Genomic DNA, 14,537 nt, shown 5'->3' on the forward strand with positions numbered 1-14,537 from the left:
TTCGAGTAATAAAAACGAATGAAAAGAATTTCTTTAATACTTATATTATTCTTTATTGCCATATTGGGAAGAGCTCAATATGGCAATTATCTACAACTAACAGTGGTAGAATTGTTGCAATACCAGCAGCAAAAGCTACGCAAAATGCCAACTGTTGAACCCTTTAAGCGATATGGTTTGCGCCGAATAATGGCAACAAAGTATTTAGATAACAACGATTTACGACATATTTGGGGGTGGCATTTGCAACCAAACGAGCAGTATCAGAGTTCGGAACCATTGTATAAACTCTTCCTAAAAACCGACGAATCGTCGCTTGCTGTTATAGATACGCAGGGTGGAAGTACCGAAGTTGTGTTTTGGGATAAGGCTTATTATCGCCGTTTTGCACAACAATTGCGCAATATTGGCTTTGTTGTTGGCAACAGTCAAACAGCATCTAACGTGCTACAGTTCCGTAAAGTGGGTGTTGCAGTGCATGTAGATGTAACCATTTGGCCCGATGTTTACATTTTAAAGGTAGAGTAGACTAGCGGCTTGTTTTAATGTTTTGTTTGGTGTTTTAGGTATTTTTTATATACTAAAGCCACAAGAATGTTTAGTTTTCTTAGGGCTTCTATCGCCATTATTCCTAAAAAGCGATGTTTATTCCTGCATTCACTGTGGTGTAATTCTTACGAATTGGCACAATGGGAGTAGTATCGTAAATGAGCCGATAGGCACAATTTAAGCCGATAGTTGGTGTAATGTGGTAAGCCAAATCTACTGCTGCACCAAATCGGGGTGTCTTAAAATAGCTATCGGGACGCACCTGATAGATGCCTGTTGCTATGATATCCCAATGCGGTCCGAACGTATATTTAGTGCTAAACGATAGGTGATGCTTTATGTAGCGACTATAAGCGTGGGGTTTTGTGCCTGCTGGTGGAGTGGGATATTCCCACTTTTCAAATTCGTAATATAGGGCTGTGTTGGCAAAAAGTAGCCAATGTTTAGACTCTAAAAATCTATAACGTGCCTGAATACCACTAGAAATTTTAAACGTCATACCCCTACTGCCTGCCCATTGCGACTCCATATAGGGATAAACTTCGAACTTTCGGTGGAGCAGATAGCGATATTCTAAGTGCGCATAGCCACCACTTACTGTTATATCTTTACCGTAAGTAGAAAACTCTAACTTGTTTATAAGGTTGATAATACGCTTCTTTTTAATTAGCAAATTAAGGTTGGCTGTGTTCTTTAGTGTGAATACGTTTTCCTTTTCTGTCTTGAAATCCAACTCAGGTTGTAGGGAGCCTTGTATGGTTTTCGTGCTATCTATATTCATAGTAAGGTTCTCTGAGAAAAGCATTTGGGCATTTGTATGGAGCGATATTGCCATAAAAAACACGAGAAAGGCACATTGTTTTATGCTCACTATGCCTTTACAAAAGTAGAAAACCCTTTGTATAAGCAGGTGAATAACCTTTTTGTTCGCTTCTTTATGGTGGGCGTTAAGCCTTGTTAGTGTTCCCTGAACCATTCTAAAATATATGTTTTGCTTGTTTTTTACCAATTTCCCTGCAAAGTTAAATATAATATTCTAAATAAGTATCCCCCCTTCTTTGTTTTTATTACAAAAGTCTTGGGGATACAAAGAAAATTGTTTATCTTTGCAATAATAATTAAATTAGACAGATTATGAGACGATTTATTTTAATAGGAATTATGGTATTGTCTGCTATTAGTGGGTTTGCTCAAGATGCAACAAAGGTGCAAACCCTAAAAGAACAGCAGAAAGTGTTGAACTTAACCTCTAAATTAAACAAGCTTCAGTTAGACTATGAGAAGGCGAAAGCCGACTATGATGATATTATTAGTAAGGTTGCTGATGCAAATGCAGAGGCAAATATGGTTACAACAGACTTCAATACGTCTGATGCTTCTAGCACTGTGAAAGATGCAAAAGACACTATTAAGAAGCTAAAAGCTACAAAAGCTGCGAACAAAAAGTTGGCTAAAATGCAAAAGAAACTAGGCAAAATGCAAAAGAAAATAGCTAAACTGCAATCGCGTATAGACGATATGAATAAGAAAATTAAGTTTGTGAATCAATAAGAAATTGGTTTCCTTTAATGGGATAGGGGTTTTAGTTTTTCTAAAACCCCTATTTGTTTTTTCAAAAAGGGGGTTTTTGCATTGCAAAAACCATACTTTTGGCGTGTAAAAACCCCCTTTTTAGAAGGCAAAAACCCCCTTTTTGAAAAACCTTTTTAGGCGTTTTGGTACTTGGCTGATACATAGCTTGTTAGCATAATGGGTATATACAGAAAACCGCAGTATAGATGTGGTTATACTGCGGTGTGTAGAAGGTTGAGTGCATGTGCAGATATTATTCTGCTAAGGTATTCTTATTTAAATGTAAGTTCGTTGGCATTGGGGCTTTTTCCAATAGAAATGGTATCGCCTTCGTGCACTTTTCCTGCAAGAATTTGCTCGCAAATGCCATCTTCAATGTAGTTTTGAATGGCACGTTTCAGCGGTCGTGCTCCAAACTGAACATCGTATCCCTTTTTAGCAACCAGTTCTTTGGCTTTGTCTGTAATGGTTACGTTGTAGCCAAGTTCCTTTATTCGTTTAAACAAACTACGCAGTTCTATGTCTATAATCTGCTTTATGGCAGCGAGATCGAGCTGATCGAAGGTGATAATTTCGTCTAAACGGTTAAGAAATTCGGGTGCAAATTGCTTACTTAAGCTCTTTTGTATAATGGCGCGCGCACGTTCTTTGTCTTGTTCGTTATGCGAAATGGCATTCATATTGGTAGCTGTGAAGCCCACGCCTTGCCCAAATTCTTTGAGCTGACGGGTACCTGCATTAGATGTCATAATGATGATTGTGTTACGAAAATCTACCAATCGTCCATTACCATCGGTCAGTCTGCCTTCGTCTAACACCTGCAACAGCATGTTAAACACGTTTCCGTGTGCCTTTTCAATCTCATCTAACAACACAATAGAGTAGGGGTGGCGTCGCACTTGCTCTGTAAGTTGCCCACCTTCTTCGTATCCTACATATCCCGGAGGTGCTCCTACGAGGCGCGAAGTGTTGAAACTCTCCGTATATTCGCTCATATCTATGCGTATAAGAGCATCTTTTGAACCGAACATAACCTCTGCAAGCTTTTTAGCTAAGTAGGTTTTTCCCACTCCAGTAGGTCCAAGAAACATAAACGCACCTATAGGGTGGTTAGGGTCTTTTAGCCCAATGCGGTTACGTTGAATGGCTTTAACCATTTTCTCTATGGCTTTATCTTGTGCTATAACCTCGTGTTTCAGGTTGTCAGCCATATTAACAAGTCGTACACTTTCGTTTTCCTGCATTCGCTGAACTGGTATACCTGTCATCATAGACACCACATCAGCCACTTTGTCGGCACCAATTTCCACGCGGTTACTATCGTCTCCACGTTCCCATTTCTGCTGTGCTTCTTGCAAATTACGCTCTAAAGCAGTTTGTTTATCACGGAAATTGGCTGCGAGTTCGAAGTTTTGGTTCTTCACTGCGTCCTTTTTCTCCTGTGCAATCTCGTCCAACTGCTTCTTCAGTTCTATTATTTCTGGTGGCACTTGTGCATTTTGTAGATGTACACGAGCCCCCACCTCGTCCATAGCATCAATAGCTTTGTCTGGGAAAGAACGGTCTGTGATGTAACGGTCTGTCAGTTTGACACACGCCGTAATAGCATCATCGGTGTACGAAACGTGGTGATGCGCCTCGTAACGGTCCTTAATGTTATTAAGAATTTGCAAGGTTTCGTCTACCGTTGTAGGCTCAACTAACACCTTTTGGAAGCGTCGTTCTAATGCGCCGTCCTTTTCAATGGAATTCCTATACTCGTCTAACGTAGTGGCACCAATGCACTGTATGGTTCCACGTGCTAGGGCAGGCTTCAGTATATTTGCGGCATCCATAGATCCAGGAGTAGATCCTGCCCCGATGAGCGTGTGTATCTCGTCGATGAAAATAATTACATCAGGGCTTTGTTCAATCTCTTTTATAAGTGCACGGATACGTTCTTCGAACTGTCCACGATATTTTGTGCCTGCCACAACCCCTGTTAAGTCGAGCATTACAACACGTTTATTAAAGAGAATAGGCGATGTAAGGCGGTTCACAATTAGTTGTGCAAGTCCCTCAACAATAGCACTTTTGCCTACGCCAGGCTCTCCTATGAGAATAGGATTGTTCTTTTTGCGTCTGCTTAGTATCTCGCTTACTCGCTGAATTTCCCTCTCTCGTCCAACAACAGGGTCGAGTTTACCTTCTGCAGCCGCCCTTGTAAGGTCGGTTCCAAAGTTATCTAACACAGGCGTATTGCTCTTAGGCATATTTGCTTGTGCCGTTTTTGTGCCTTTGCTGCTACCGCTGTGTCGGTTCATAATGGGGTCTTCGTCTTCCTCTTCGTCCGCCATTCCCATACCATCTTGTACAGGTTTGGTGGGTTGCTGTAGCATTTCGAGAGCTGTTGTATAGTTAAGATTGTTGTTTTGCAACACTTCTTTTGCTCCATTTTCTGTATTATCGTGTAGAATAGCTAGCAAAATGTGTTGTACATCAACAGTTTGTGTACTTTGTATACGTGCTTCGAGTACTGCCAATTTTAGTATATTACTTGCCTGCTCGTTCAGCATTATGTCGTTAGAGTAGGTCAGTTGGCTTTGTTCTTCGCTTTTTATGCGTTCTTCCAGCTGGCTTTTTATGTTCTCTAAATTAAGGTTTAATTTCCCAAACATATTGCTGACAGCGCCTTCTCTCTCTCTTAAGATGGCGAGCATAATGTGTTCTGGTCCTACAGAATGGCTCAATAGCCTTTCGGCTTCCTCTCGACTGTACGACAGAACCTCTGAAACTTTGGGTGAAAACTGATTTATCATACTTATGTTGTACCTTTCTTTTTATATAATTAGGTATGTACCTTGTTTGGTTTATAGTGCAAATGGTGTGCCAAACAAAAAAAATGGCAAGCGAAACAGAGTCTGTCTCATCTTGCCATTGTGGTTTTTATAATGCCTCATCGTCTGGTTTACGAATGTTTCTCACCTTTTTTATTTGCAGGTGTCGCTTCTTTCGTAACCATTCAGCCTTGCGTTGTTCGTACTCTTCGTAATGTTTCTCGAGAAAGTTATCTGCCATTGAATTTGCTATACACTACCGATATTTTTATATTGCCCATCGATTGATTTCCTCCAAGTAGCATTACGCTCGACAATCCCATATAGTGCGATATCCTATTTACTACCTCGTTGTTCTGCTCATCTTTAGATGTTCTCACCTCTACTGGTATTACAAGCGCCTTACCCCAGTTAGTATTGCTGGCAGAAGTGGCTCTGTTGCGAGCGAAATAGTTTATTATTCCAGCCATATTATCGAACTTATAGCTGTTTGTTTGGGAGTTATAGCGGGCTAAGAACGATGTTTTATTGTTGAGAACCTTATTCTCGTTGAAGAACGATTCTGCCAATTCTGTAGGTATTAATAGCACATATTGGGGTATATTCATCTTGTAAGATGAAGTGGTATGACTAATATAGCGTTGCAATTCGAACTTTGCTGAGTTCAAAGTGTCGTTCTCGTGCCCATGCATAATCTGGTTTACGGGTAGTTCTACTTCGGTAAACAAACCTGCAGGTGTCTTTAAATACGATGCATTTGGATTGTTTGCGAGTGTTTGTAATTGAGTTCTGTCGAATACAAAGTTAGTTAGTTGTAACACTTCTTCGGTACTTGTGAAGTGGGTTGCGCCTGTTTTCACCTTATTTCCGTCCTTTGCATCTTTGTAACGATAGTATATTACAAGTTGAACAGCTGCTATATTGGCAATGGAACCTATCCCATTTGTTACCTTAAAGTAGAATCCCGGACACACGTTATGTAGGAAATTGTATATGTTTTGGAAGTTATTTGGGTTCTCATAGAACTTCTGCATCATATATGTTCCATAGTTATTATATTGTATTCCCGACTTATCTGTGTATGTTTGGTTAAGTTTTATGCGTATACTTGGTGTGTGATTTTTGTCTTTCTTCACACTATCGGGCACCGCAAGTTCTGTTAATGTGTACGTAGTACTAACCTCTAATCCGTTGTTAGCGGCAGTTCTGATATATCCTTCTGCCTGTGGATCGAAGTTAGAATAGTTCTGTCGTCCCTCTTCTGCTGGTTTGTCAAGTTCGTACGTAGTGATTTTGATAGGTGCTAACGAGTCTCCGTAGTGCGAATAGTAGTACAATCGCAGTTCACAAGAGTCTGCAATAATTTTCCCGGTGGGGTCTTTGCTTGTTACTATGCTTTGTTCTGGCATTTGATAGTTAGGCAATACGTAGAGCTGAGACATTAAATTGGCTGTTACATCCGACTGTGTTTCGGGGTCTTTTAGCTTTCCCAGAAACCCATCGGTAGCTCGTGAGAGTATGTTACTAGCCAAAACGCTGTGCGAACCAATATTAAATGTATCGGCTTGTACGTTAAGTTTGTCTGTCTGATCGGTGAGAGAACCTCCTATTCCATCGGTTGTATCATCGCAAGCAGTAAGGGCTAATGCCATAAAAGCTAGCCCAAAAGCTAATATTTTTGCTTTCATTCTATTATCTTATTGTAGAACTCGGTGTATTTTGTCTTTACTTCTTCTTCGTTATCGGGCTGCAACAGTATTTCTTTTTTATTGTCTTTGGCGTACTGTATAAGCTCTTTGTTCACGTTGTTACTAGTTTGAATGATACCATCAGAGTAGTCGATAACGAGTTTTCCTAACTCTTTGAAGTCGAAATTGTCGCCATATTTCTCTATCAAACTTAGTTCTGCACTTTTAAATTCGAGGCATTGTTTAAACTTTTTGCCCAAACTTCCACGTGGTTGTTCGGTAAAAAGCGATGTAACAACCTTTGATTTGGCAAACTGTGGTTCGTCTTTGTAGGCTGTTTTTACATAGAATGGTATTACAGCAGACATCCAACCTTGGCAATGAATTACGTCTGGAGCCCATCGAAGCTTCTTTACTGTTTCCAAAACACCCCGTGCAAAGAAGATAGCACGCTCTCCGTTGTCAGGATAATCGTTGCCTAATTCGTCCTTAGTCATAGCTGAACGTTTCTGGAAATAGTCCTCGTTGTCAATGAAATAGACCTGAATGCGTGTTTGTGGTATACTTGCTACCTTGATGATAAGTGGGTGATCCATATCGTCGATGACAAGATTCATACCCGAAAGTCGTATTACTTCGTGCAATTGTCCGCGCCGTTCGTTAATAGCAGCCCATTTAGGCATAAACGTTCTTATCTCAAACCCTGCGTCTTGCATACATCGTGGCATATCAGCACCAAAGTTTGCCATCTCCGAATTAGGGACATACGGTGCGATTTCTTGGTTGATAAACAATACTTTCTTTCCCATTTATAAATGCTTTACTGTGTGCAAAGGTACGAAAAATAATTGGAATTGTAGGCTAAAAATGTGGAAATAGTGTCTAAAAGGTGGCATTTGAACATCTTTTTAGCTATTTCTTACGAGTTTTAAATAAATTTGTTGTTACTTTGCAGCCAAATTATTGAGACATCAAAATGAAAGTATTTGAAAGGATTGTCGATTTAAAGAATGAACTGTTCTATCTCCGCAAGCAAGGAAAAACCATTGGATTGGTGCCTACAATGGGTGCTTTACATGATGGACATGCATCGCTGATTAGGCGGAGTGCACAGCAAAACGATGTAACAGTGGTGTCGGTGTTTCTTAATCCCACCCAGTTTAATGATAAAAACGACTTAGAACGCTATCCGCGAACATTAGATGCTGATTGCAAATTGGCAGAAACGAGTGGTGCCGACTATGTATTTGCGCCATCGGTAGCCGAAATGTATCCTACACCAGATACCCGACACTTCGAATTTCCCCCACAATCTACAGTTATGGAAGGGGCTAAACGACCTGGACACTTTAATGGTGTATGCCAAGTAGTTAGCCGTTTGTTCTACATAGTGCGTCCTAATCGTGCCTATTTTGGCGAAAAGGATTGGCAGCAAATAGCTGTTGTGAAACGTTTAGTAGATTTTATAAATGTTGATGTAGACATAGTTGAATGTCCGATAGTACGCGATGAAGATGGATTGGCAAAGAGTTCGCGTAACACTTTGCTCTCTGCTGACGAGCGTGCCATAGCTCCTTATATATATAAGGTGTTGAAGGCAAGTACTAACGAAGTGGAAAAACTTAGTGTTCAGGAGCTTCATAACAAGGTAATAGCCGACATTAATGCTGTTGATGGGCTAGAGGTGGAGTATTTTGATATAGTAGATGGCAATACGTTGCTGCCAGTAAAATCGTGGGACGATACGCCTTACATTGTGGGGTGCATAACCGTTTATTGTGGTAAAACACCTATCCGACTTATCGACCATATTAAATATAAGGGCTAAATTAGTATGCAGATTGAAGTATTAAAAAGCAAATTGCATTGTGTTAAGGTTACTGAGGCAAACCTTAACTATATGGGAAGTATTACAATCGACGAAGATTTGATGGACGCTGCCAATATGATTGCTGGCGAAAAGGTGCAAATTGTGGACAACAATAATGGCGAACGGCTCGAAACTTACATAATAAAAGGTGAGCGTGGTACGGGTTGTATTTGCTTGAATGGGGCTGCTGCACGGAAAGTTCAGGTGGGCGATACGGTTATTATTATAAGTTATGCTCTAATGGATTTTGAGGAAGCGAAGACTTTTAAGCCCTCTATAGTTTTCCCTAAAGAGGGTAACCGTTTATAGCGAACGGCTTCTCTACATTTTGTTTTAGGCTTATAAGAATGTTCAAATTGGTGCAAATGTTTTTCGTAGATATGCTCTCTATGTAACTGTTTTTGTATCAATGCTTTGCAAAGCTCATTATTTGGCATTTGAAAAACCCTATTTTTGCGAGGTAAAAGGGTGGTTTTTGCAACACAAAAACCACCTTTTTGCATTGCAAAAAGTACCTTTTTACTTTTAGCCTGAATTGTTTTCTGTGTGTGGTATATCTTTTTTTATAAAGCATAAATCCCGAACTTCCATTGGAAATTCGGGATTATGTTGTTTGTTTGGAATAGTTTTGTTTGTTTCGCTTTACGCTTCTGGTGTTTTGTTTTTGGCTGCGTAAGCATCTTCAGAGAGTACAGAAACCTTGCTCTTATTGTACTTTCCTCTGTGGAAATAAACGATTCCGTCTGCAAGAGCATATAGTGTATCGTCTTTACCTTGTGCTACGTTCTCTCCAGGATAGTGCTTATTGCCACGTTGGCGTACTATAATGTTGCCTGCAATAATCTTCTGTCCTCCTCCAATTTTAACACCTAAACGCTTTGAATGTGATTCGCGTCCGTTCTTAGAACTACCGACACCTTTTTTATGAGCCATTCTTTGTCCTCCTAAATTTAAGCGTTAATTGTTTTAATCTCTACTTGTGTGAAGTGTGAACGATGTCCATTCTTTTTGCGATAGTCCTTGCGGCGCTTCATTTTGAAGACGATAATCTTGTCGCCTTTCACCAAAGGATTCAACACTTCTGCCACTACTTTTGCACCATTTATAGTAGGTGCGCCCACTGTTACAGTTCCGTTGTTGTCTAAAAGCAGAACTTTGTCAAACTCAACGGTCTTTCCTTCTTCAGCATCTTTTATATGATTGACGAAGAGTTTCTTACCTTCTTCAACCTTAAATTGCTGACCGTTGATCTCTACAATTGCGTACATATTATTTAATGTAAACGGTTTGACCGATAGGCGGCGAGGCATCTATCTCGCACTTACCCGAGCCTAAACGGCATAAAAACGGTGCAAAGTTACGCTTTTTCTTTTTATTAAGGTGGAGTTTGTGATAATTACGGGGTTCGAATTAGGAAGAATTAACAAAGATTAGCTATAGTATCTATCTTATGTTTGGTAATATTAGTCGTGCCAAACGTATACCAGTGCTATTGGGTTGTTGCATTAAATATTGGTAAAGTGTTTCTTTTGGTTCTACCACTTGCCTACCATTGCGTTTCAAACTCGATGCATTGAGCATATAAAGTTCGTTGTTGTGCCACACAGCGAAGCCTAAATGTGTTGTATCAAGGTTGTATTTGCGTGTGGTAATGGCTATAATATCGCCGTTGCGCACCACTTTACGCAGCAGTTCTGTGTTGTTTAGCTGGCTTTTGGGTATGTATTGCACCTTTGTTCCGTTGGTTTGGTCTTCTATTTTCTTTAGTGCTGCCACTCGTTGGGGATTGTTTCGCAGCATATAGTAGCTGTTATAGTTTTCGCTCATATAGTTTATCTTCAGCGTTTGCGTGGCTGTGAAGGGCGGATTTGGCGTTTCTATTTGGCAAAGAATACCTTTTTGCTGGTTATCGGTTACCCACCATTCATAGTAATGTAGTCTATTTTCGTACGAAAGTTGTCCTTTTCTATATCGAATGTATTGTAACATTTGTTTAAAATAGGCAAAACTGCTTTGCTTTTTATCCACGCATAGCAACACGGCAATGGTATTTTCTAGATAAGTAGTACAGTCCATGCCACGCATATTCACCACGAGTGTTTCCTCGTTGTTACGGTCTAACGTGTGTGCAACGTAGGGAGTTCCTATAAAAATGCGTGCTACCTTTATTATTAAGTCTTCTTTTTTAAGTTCTGAACGTAGCGGAATTAGCGATGAAAGCAATTGTTCTATTTTGGCAGAGTCGGTTTGCAAGCCTTTTTTAGCCCCTTGTTCGTTTTGTTGTGCGCTACCCATTATGTGTCGATAACCATAATTAGTGGGTGTAGCAATACTGTTTGTCCAAAGCAAAATGGGCATTGCGAGCAAGAAAACTAACCTTAAAGTCTTCATACTAATGTAGTTTTAAGTTTATATTTTCTTTCTTTTTCCACGTTTACCAAAGTTCATTCCCACGTAGATATTCATATTCCCAAATAGGTTTGTGGTAGAAAATCCGTTACGATGGTAGTTGAATGCGTGCATAATGATGCTTGTTCCAGCATACCATTTCATATTATTCCATACCAATCCGAAGCGTACAATGCCATCGAAATCGATATTATCGGATATAATTCGATGCTTTGAGGAGTTTTCTTCCACTATTTTTCCTCGATTGTGTTTATAGGCAAAGCCCAGCATTGCCGACCCTGCAAGCAGCCAATTGCGTGCAAATACATAGTTATAGGCATATCCGCCACTCACAGTAAAGTTAGTATAGCGTAGCTCTTCTCGTTCTAACGACTTTTTAATGTCCTCGTATCGTCCTTCCATTTTTAGGTATTTGTAAACCAATTGATAGAATTCGGGCCAGTCTATGCGTAGTGTATGCTTTGTGTAACCTATGCCAATGAGCGGACTTCCAGCCGATTTGCGTTGTATTGTACTCTGACTGAAGGCAGCAGGATAGGAGAAACGTCTATGATTAAATATGTAATAGATGTTGAATCCCTTAACTGTTGTCTCCACACCATCGAACTCCATACCCTCCATAGGGTGTGTTTCTATCTTTTTTCCTAACGATAAACTGCGTATTTTAAAGTCTTTTCCCGTTTTACGATAGTAGAGATCTATTCCTATTTTTGCACTATACAGACTTACATCGAACTCTTTTCGCTTTTGTTTTGAGCCGTTAAAGAAAGGGTGTTTTATATCGAGCGTGTATCCAAGAAATAGCCATCGCCACCCAGCATAGGGTCCGATGCGTACCGTTGGTTCGGGTGCGAGAGTAAGATGGTAGTTTTCTCTACTACTTAAAGCATACATTTCAAAGTTGTTAGTGTTCTGTAACATAACCGTAAAGTTATATTTTTGCGGTTCTATATAAGTAGTATCAATTCCACCTACCACGTTTATAGCCTTCTCTGTTTGGTGCAAATGTAGTTTAGGCATGTGTTTAATGGAGTCTGATAGTTGCCATACAGTGCTATCGCTCCATAGTTTTGTTATCCTGTTTGGTATTGTATCTTTGCTGTTTTCTGCCTTTATTGTGCTAACAAAAAGCAACAGAAGTAAGCAAATAGTAGTATTTTTGCCAACCATTGTGTTAGTATATACCTAAAATTCTGTCCATTACCCAATTGGTGGGAGTAGCTTCTATGCTGTTAATTTCGCACTTTCCATATCCCTGAAGGTCTTGTACCACAGCCCTTATAAGTGGTTCTTGCACATAGTGTGGGTTCTTTATATCGAAGCATTCCATACCTTCGCTGGTGTAAAGTGTTATGGGATTGTAGTTGTAAACCGAGAAAACAATGCGTCCTTCTGTGCCATATATCTCAATACTATCCTCTTTTGCACTTTCGTGAGCGGCGAAACTCCACGATCCACTCCCACAAAGTCCGCTTTCAAAACGGAACACTGCATTCACCGTATCCTCCACTTTGTAGTGCCCTGTGCGGTTTGCTGTGTAGCCATGTGCCTTTACAATGATGCCGAAAAGATACTGAAGCAGGTCGAGTTGGTGTGGAGCTAAATTGTAAAAGTAGCCTCGTCCGCCTTCTTGTGGCTGCAATCGCCATGGCTTTTCGTCTATATTTTCATTGTCGTCTAGTTCGTTTGCAGGTACGGCAAAGCGTATTTGTATGCTTAAAACCTTACCTATGACGTGCCGTTGCAGTATATCTTTCACCGTTTTAAAGTAGGGTAGATAGCGCCGATAGTAGGCTACGAAACAAGGAACACCCGTTTGTTCTGACACACGATTAATGCGAACGCAGTCTTCGTACGATGCTGCTAAGGGCTTTTCTATAAGGCATGGCTTTCCCGAACGCATAGCCATAATGGCGTATGCTGCATGTGCTATAGGAGGAGTTGCTATGTATATGGCGTTAATATTGGGGTTATCTATCATTGATTGTGCGTCGGTGTACCAGTGAGGAACGCCTAATTGGTTGGCGTACGTGCGTGCATCGGCTGCATTTTCGCTGAAGATGGCTTCCACATTCGATTCGGTTACAGCGTTAAAAGCTGCTCCCGACTTGTGTTCTGTGGCTTCTCCTAAACCTATAAATCCCCAAGATATGTGCTTCATTGCTAATTCTTTTGTGCAAAAATACAATTTTTTACCGAATAAAAGTGCCTTTATTAATAAATATATATAAGGTGAAGACAGAATAAGAAAAATATTATTAAATTTGCAAACAAACGAAAATACTATTTAAAATATGAGGAAAATAAATTTGCTATTGGTGTTCTTGCTTATTAGCACATTTGCTTTTGCGCAAGATTTTCAACGTTATTTTGAAGATGCAACGTTGCGTTTAGATTACAATTTCGCAGGAAACGCACGCCATCAAGCCATTGCTGTAGACGAACTCTGTCGTATTCCACACTGGTATGGTAAGAAACAAAGGTTAAATGAACTGCCTGTAGAGGGCAACGGACATATTACGGTGCGCCAACATGGTACAAATAAGGTGCTCTACCGTAATTCTTTTTCTACACTTTTCCAGGAATGGCTTACCTACAACGAGGCTAAAACAAACTCAAAGTCGTTTGAAAATGTTTTTTTAGTGCCATTTCCTAAAGATACTGTAGATGTTACGGTTGAACTGTTTGACAACCGCAGACAGGTAATGACATCGCTTACGCACACCGTTGTGCCCACCGATATTTTGATAAGACGTATTGGAGAAAAGCACGTAACCCCCTACGAAACACTGCAAAAGGCTGCCGACACTACACGTTGCATACATATTGCCTACATAGCAGAGGGCTATACAGAGGCTGAAATGCCTACCTTTTTGAACGATTGCCGCACGGCTATGGAAGCTTTGTTTGCTCACGAGCCGTTTAAAGCATTGAGAAACCGCTTCAATGTAATAGCTGTTAAATCGCCATCGGCTGAAAGTGGTACGTCAAATCCGGGCAAAGGCATTTGGAAAAACACGGCTTTGCACTCTAATTTTAATACATTCTATAGCGACAGATACCTTACTACGTTGCACCTTAAAACCCTTCACAACTGGTTGGCAGGTACACCTTACGAACACATAATAGTGTTGGTGAACACCGAAAACTATGGTGGCGGTGGCATTCTTAACTCGTATAACCTCTCAATGGTACGACATTCTGCTTTTAAACCTGTAGTGGTGCACGAGTTTGGACACTCTTTTGCAGGGCTTGGCGATGAGTATGGCTACGACGATATACCTATGTATCCGCACGATATAGAACCATGGGAAGCCAATCTTACTACTTTGGTAGACTTTAAGTCTAAATGGAGCGATATGGTAACACCTGGTACGCCCGTGCCAACGCCACAACCAGCCGACCTTGATAGGCCTAATGCTAACCAAAAGCTATGGAAAATAGGTGCATACGAGCCTGCTGGATATACAAAACACGGGGTTTACCGTGCCTATCCCGACTGTAGAATGCGCACAAACCAAAATCCTAACTTCTGTCCGGTGTGCCAACGTGCCATTACAAAGCTAATAAAGTTTTATACAGAATAGGAAAAGACAAAACGAAAGGCAGACTCTGAAGGTGTAAACAAACGAG

15 protein-coding genes are annotated in these 14,537 nt (G+C 40.4%); 5 read left to right on the plus strand and 10 right to left on the minus strand.

Annotated features, from left to right (window positions below; translation table 11 throughout):
* The first annotated feature begins 18 nt into the window (after positions 1 to 18).
* Positions 19 to 528, plus strand: a complete 510-nt coding sequence (locus tag HMPREF9144_RS10165) for a hypothetical protein (protein WP_006045952.1) — start codon at positions 19 to 21, stop codon at positions 526 to 528.
* A gap of 103 nt (positions 529 to 631) precedes the next feature.
* Here the strand turns inward: HMPREF9144_RS10165 and HMPREF9144_RS10170 are convergent, their stop codons facing one another.
* Positions 632 to 1,384 (minus strand): hypothetical protein, encoded by a 753-nt coding sequence (locus tag HMPREF9144_RS10170; protein ID WP_276634892.1) that lies wholly within the window; start codon positions 1,382 to 1,384, stop codon positions 632 to 634.
* 299 nt (positions 1,385 to 1,683) lie between these two features.
* On the opposite strand from HMPREF9144_RS10170, the gene HMPREF9144_RS10175 reads away from it, so the two are divergent.
* Positions 1,684 to 2,100, plus strand: a complete 417-nt coding sequence (locus HMPREF9144_RS10175; RefSeq protein WP_006045954.1) for a hypothetical protein — start codon at positions 1,684 to 1,686, stop codon at positions 2,098 to 2,100.
* A 293-nt stretch (positions 2,101 to 2,393) separates the two neighbouring features.
* Here the strand turns inward: HMPREF9144_RS10175 and HMPREF9144_RS10180 are convergent, their stop codons facing one another.
* The 4 genes from HMPREF9144_RS10180 to HMPREF9144_RS10195 all read right to left on the minus strand — a co-directional run bounded on the left by HMPREF9144_RS10180 (position 2,394) and on the right by HMPREF9144_RS10195 (position 7,434).
* Positions 2,394 to 4,919 carry an ATP-dependent Clp protease ATP-binding subunit gene (locus HMPREF9144_RS10180; protein ID WP_006045956.1) on the minus strand — a complete coding sequence of 842 codons (2,526 nt, stop codon included), beginning with the start codon at positions 4,917 to 4,919 and terminating at the stop codon, positions 2,394 to 2,396.
* 127 nt (positions 4,920 to 5,046) lie between these two features.
* Positions 5,047 to 5,178 carry a hypothetical protein gene (locus HMPREF9144_RS10185; protein WP_006045957.1) on the minus strand — a complete coding sequence of 44 codons (132 nt, stop codon included), beginning with the start codon at positions 5,176 to 5,178 and terminating at the stop codon, positions 5,047 to 5,049.
* Entirely contained in the window at positions 5,168 to 6,625 is a 1,458-nt protein-coding gene (locus HMPREF9144_RS10190) for a DUF4270 domain-containing protein (protein ID WP_006045958.1), read from the minus strand. The genes HMPREF9144_RS10185 and HMPREF9144_RS10190 overlap by 11 nt, the downstream gene beginning before the upstream one ends.
* Entirely contained in the window at positions 6,622 to 7,434 is an 813-nt protein-coding gene (locus HMPREF9144_RS10195; RefSeq protein WP_006045959.1) for a glycogen/starch synthase, read from the minus strand. Before HMPREF9144_RS10195 ends, HMPREF9144_RS10190 begins: the two co-directional genes overlap by 4 nt.
* Positions 7,435 to 7,601: 167 nt before the next feature.
* Here HMPREF9144_RS10195 and panC point away from each other — a divergent pair, with 167 nt between their 5' ends.
* Both panC and panD read left to right on the plus strand, forming a co-directional pair.
* The gene (gene panC / locus HMPREF9144_RS10200; protein WP_006045960.1) at positions 7,602 to 8,453 is read left to right on the plus strand and encodes a pantoate--beta-alanine ligase; all 852 of its coding nucleotides are present in this window, start codon (positions 7,602 to 7,604) and stop codon (positions 8,451 to 8,453) included.
* A gap of 6 nt (positions 8,454 to 8,459) precedes the next feature.
* Positions 8,460 to 8,804 carry an aspartate 1-decarboxylase gene (gene panD, locus HMPREF9144_RS10205; RefSeq protein ID WP_006045961.1) on the plus strand — a complete coding sequence of 115 codons (345 nt, stop codon included), beginning with the start codon at positions 8,460 to 8,462 and terminating at the stop codon, positions 8,802 to 8,804.
* Between the two features lie 333 nt (positions 8,805 to 9,137).
* On the opposite strand, the gene rpmA is transcribed toward panD, so the two are convergent.
* From rpmA to HMPREF9144_RS10230, 5 genes are all read right to left on the minus strand, one after another.
* Positions 9,138 to 9,428 (minus strand): 50S ribosomal protein L27, encoded by a 291-nt coding sequence (gene rpmA / locus HMPREF9144_RS10210; RefSeq protein ID WP_006045963.1) that lies wholly within the window; start codon positions 9,426 to 9,428, stop codon positions 9,138 to 9,140.
* A 17-nt stretch (positions 9,429 to 9,445) separates the two neighbouring features.
* A complete protein-coding gene (rplU, locus tag HMPREF9144_RS10215; RefSeq protein ID WP_006045964.1) occupies positions 9,446 to 9,763 on the minus strand; it encodes a 50S ribosomal protein L21 in 318 nt (105 codons plus the stop codon).
* Positions 9,764 to 9,938: 175 nt separating this feature from the next.
* Positions 9,939 to 10,886 (minus strand): N-acetylmuramoyl-L-alanine amidase-like domain-containing protein, encoded by a 948-nt coding sequence (locus HMPREF9144_RS10220; protein ID WP_006045965.1) that lies wholly within the window; start codon positions 10,884 to 10,886, stop codon positions 9,939 to 9,941.
* Positions 10,887 to 10,904: 18 nt separating this feature from the next.
* On the minus strand, positions 10,905 to 12,074 hold the full coding sequence (locus tag HMPREF9144_RS10225; RefSeq protein WP_006045966.1) for a DUF4421 domain-containing protein: 1,170 nt from the start codon (positions 12,072 to 12,074) through the stop codon (positions 10,905 to 10,907).
* Between the two features lie 4 nt (positions 12,075 to 12,078).
* A complete protein-coding gene (locus HMPREF9144_RS10230) occupies positions 12,079 to 13,065 on the minus strand; it encodes a Gfo/Idh/MocA family protein (RefSeq protein ID WP_040595760.1) in 987 nt (328 codons plus the stop codon).
* Positions 13,066 to 13,198: 133 nt separating this feature from the next.
* Here HMPREF9144_RS10230 and HMPREF9144_RS10235 point away from each other — a divergent pair, with 133 nt between their 5' ends.
* Entirely contained in the window at positions 13,199 to 14,491 is a 1,293-nt protein-coding gene (locus HMPREF9144_RS10235; protein WP_006045968.1) for a M64 family metallopeptidase, read from the plus strand.
* Positions 14,492 to 14,537: the final 46 nt, after the last annotated feature.

This window comes from Prevotella pallens ATCC 700821 (assembly GCF_000220255.1).
Classification (GTDB): domain Bacteria; phylum Bacteroidota; class Bacteroidia; order Bacteroidales; family Bacteroidaceae; genus Prevotella; species Prevotella pallens.

Excerpts from the sequence above, each read along its gene's own strand:
- HMPREF9144_RS10235 (WP_006045968.1), top strand. The coding sequence starts at position 13,199 with ATGAGGAAAATAAATTTGCTATTGGTGTTCTTGCTTATTAGCACATTT.
- HMPREF9144_RS10220 (WP_006045965.1), bottom strand. The coding sequence starts at position 10,886 with ATGAAGACTTTAAGGTTAGTTTTCTTGCTCGCAATGCCCATTTTGCTT.
- panC (WP_006045960.1), top strand. The coding sequence starts at position 7,602 with ATGAAAGTATTTGAAAGGATTGTCGATTTAAAGAATGAACTGTTCTAT.
- HMPREF9144_RS10230 (WP_040595760.1), bottom strand. The coding sequence starts at position 13,065 with ATGAAGCACATATCTTGGGGATTTATAGGTTTAGGAGAAGCCACAGAA.
- HMPREF9144_RS10170 (WP_276634892.1), bottom strand. The coding sequence starts at position 1,384 with ATGGCAATATCGCTCCATACAAATGCCCAAATGCTTTTCTCAGAGAAC.
- HMPREF9144_RS10190 (WP_006045958.1), bottom strand. The coding sequence starts at position 6,625 with ATGAAAGCAAAAATATTAGCTTTTGGGCTAGCTTTTATGGCATTAGCC.
- HMPREF9144_RS10185 (WP_006045957.1), bottom strand. The coding sequence starts at position 5,178 with ATGGCAGATAACTTTCTCGAGAAACATTACGAAGAGTACGAACAACGC.
- HMPREF9144_RS10175 (WP_006045954.1), top strand. The coding sequence starts at position 1,684 with ATGAGACGATTTATTTTAATAGGAATTATGGTATTGTCTGCTATTAGT.
- HMPREF9144_RS10180 (WP_006045956.1), bottom strand. The coding sequence starts at position 4,919 with ATGATAAATCAGTTTTCACCCAAAGTTTCAGAGGTTCTGTCGTACAGT.
- rpmA (WP_006045963.1), bottom strand. The coding sequence starts at position 9,428 with ATGGCTCATAAAAAAGGTGTCGGTAGTTCTAAGAACGGACGCGAATCA.
- HMPREF9144_RS10225 (WP_006045966.1), bottom strand. The coding sequence starts at position 12,074 with ATGGTTGGCAAAAATACTACTATTTGCTTACTTCTGTTGCTTTTTGTT.
- HMPREF9144_RS10165 (WP_006045952.1), top strand. The coding sequence starts at position 19 with ATGAAAAGAATTTCTTTAATACTTATATTATTCTTTATTGCCATATTG.
- rplU (WP_006045964.1), bottom strand. The coding sequence starts at position 9,763 with ATGTACGCAATTGTAGAGATCAACGGTCAGCAATTTAAGGTTGAAGAA.
- panD (WP_006045961.1), top strand. The coding sequence starts at position 8,460 with ATGCAGATTGAAGTATTAAAAAGCAAATTGCATTGTGTTAAGGTTACT.
- HMPREF9144_RS10195 (WP_006045959.1), bottom strand. The coding sequence starts at position 7,434 with ATGGGAAAGAAAGTATTGTTTATCAACCAAGAAATCGCACCGTATGTC.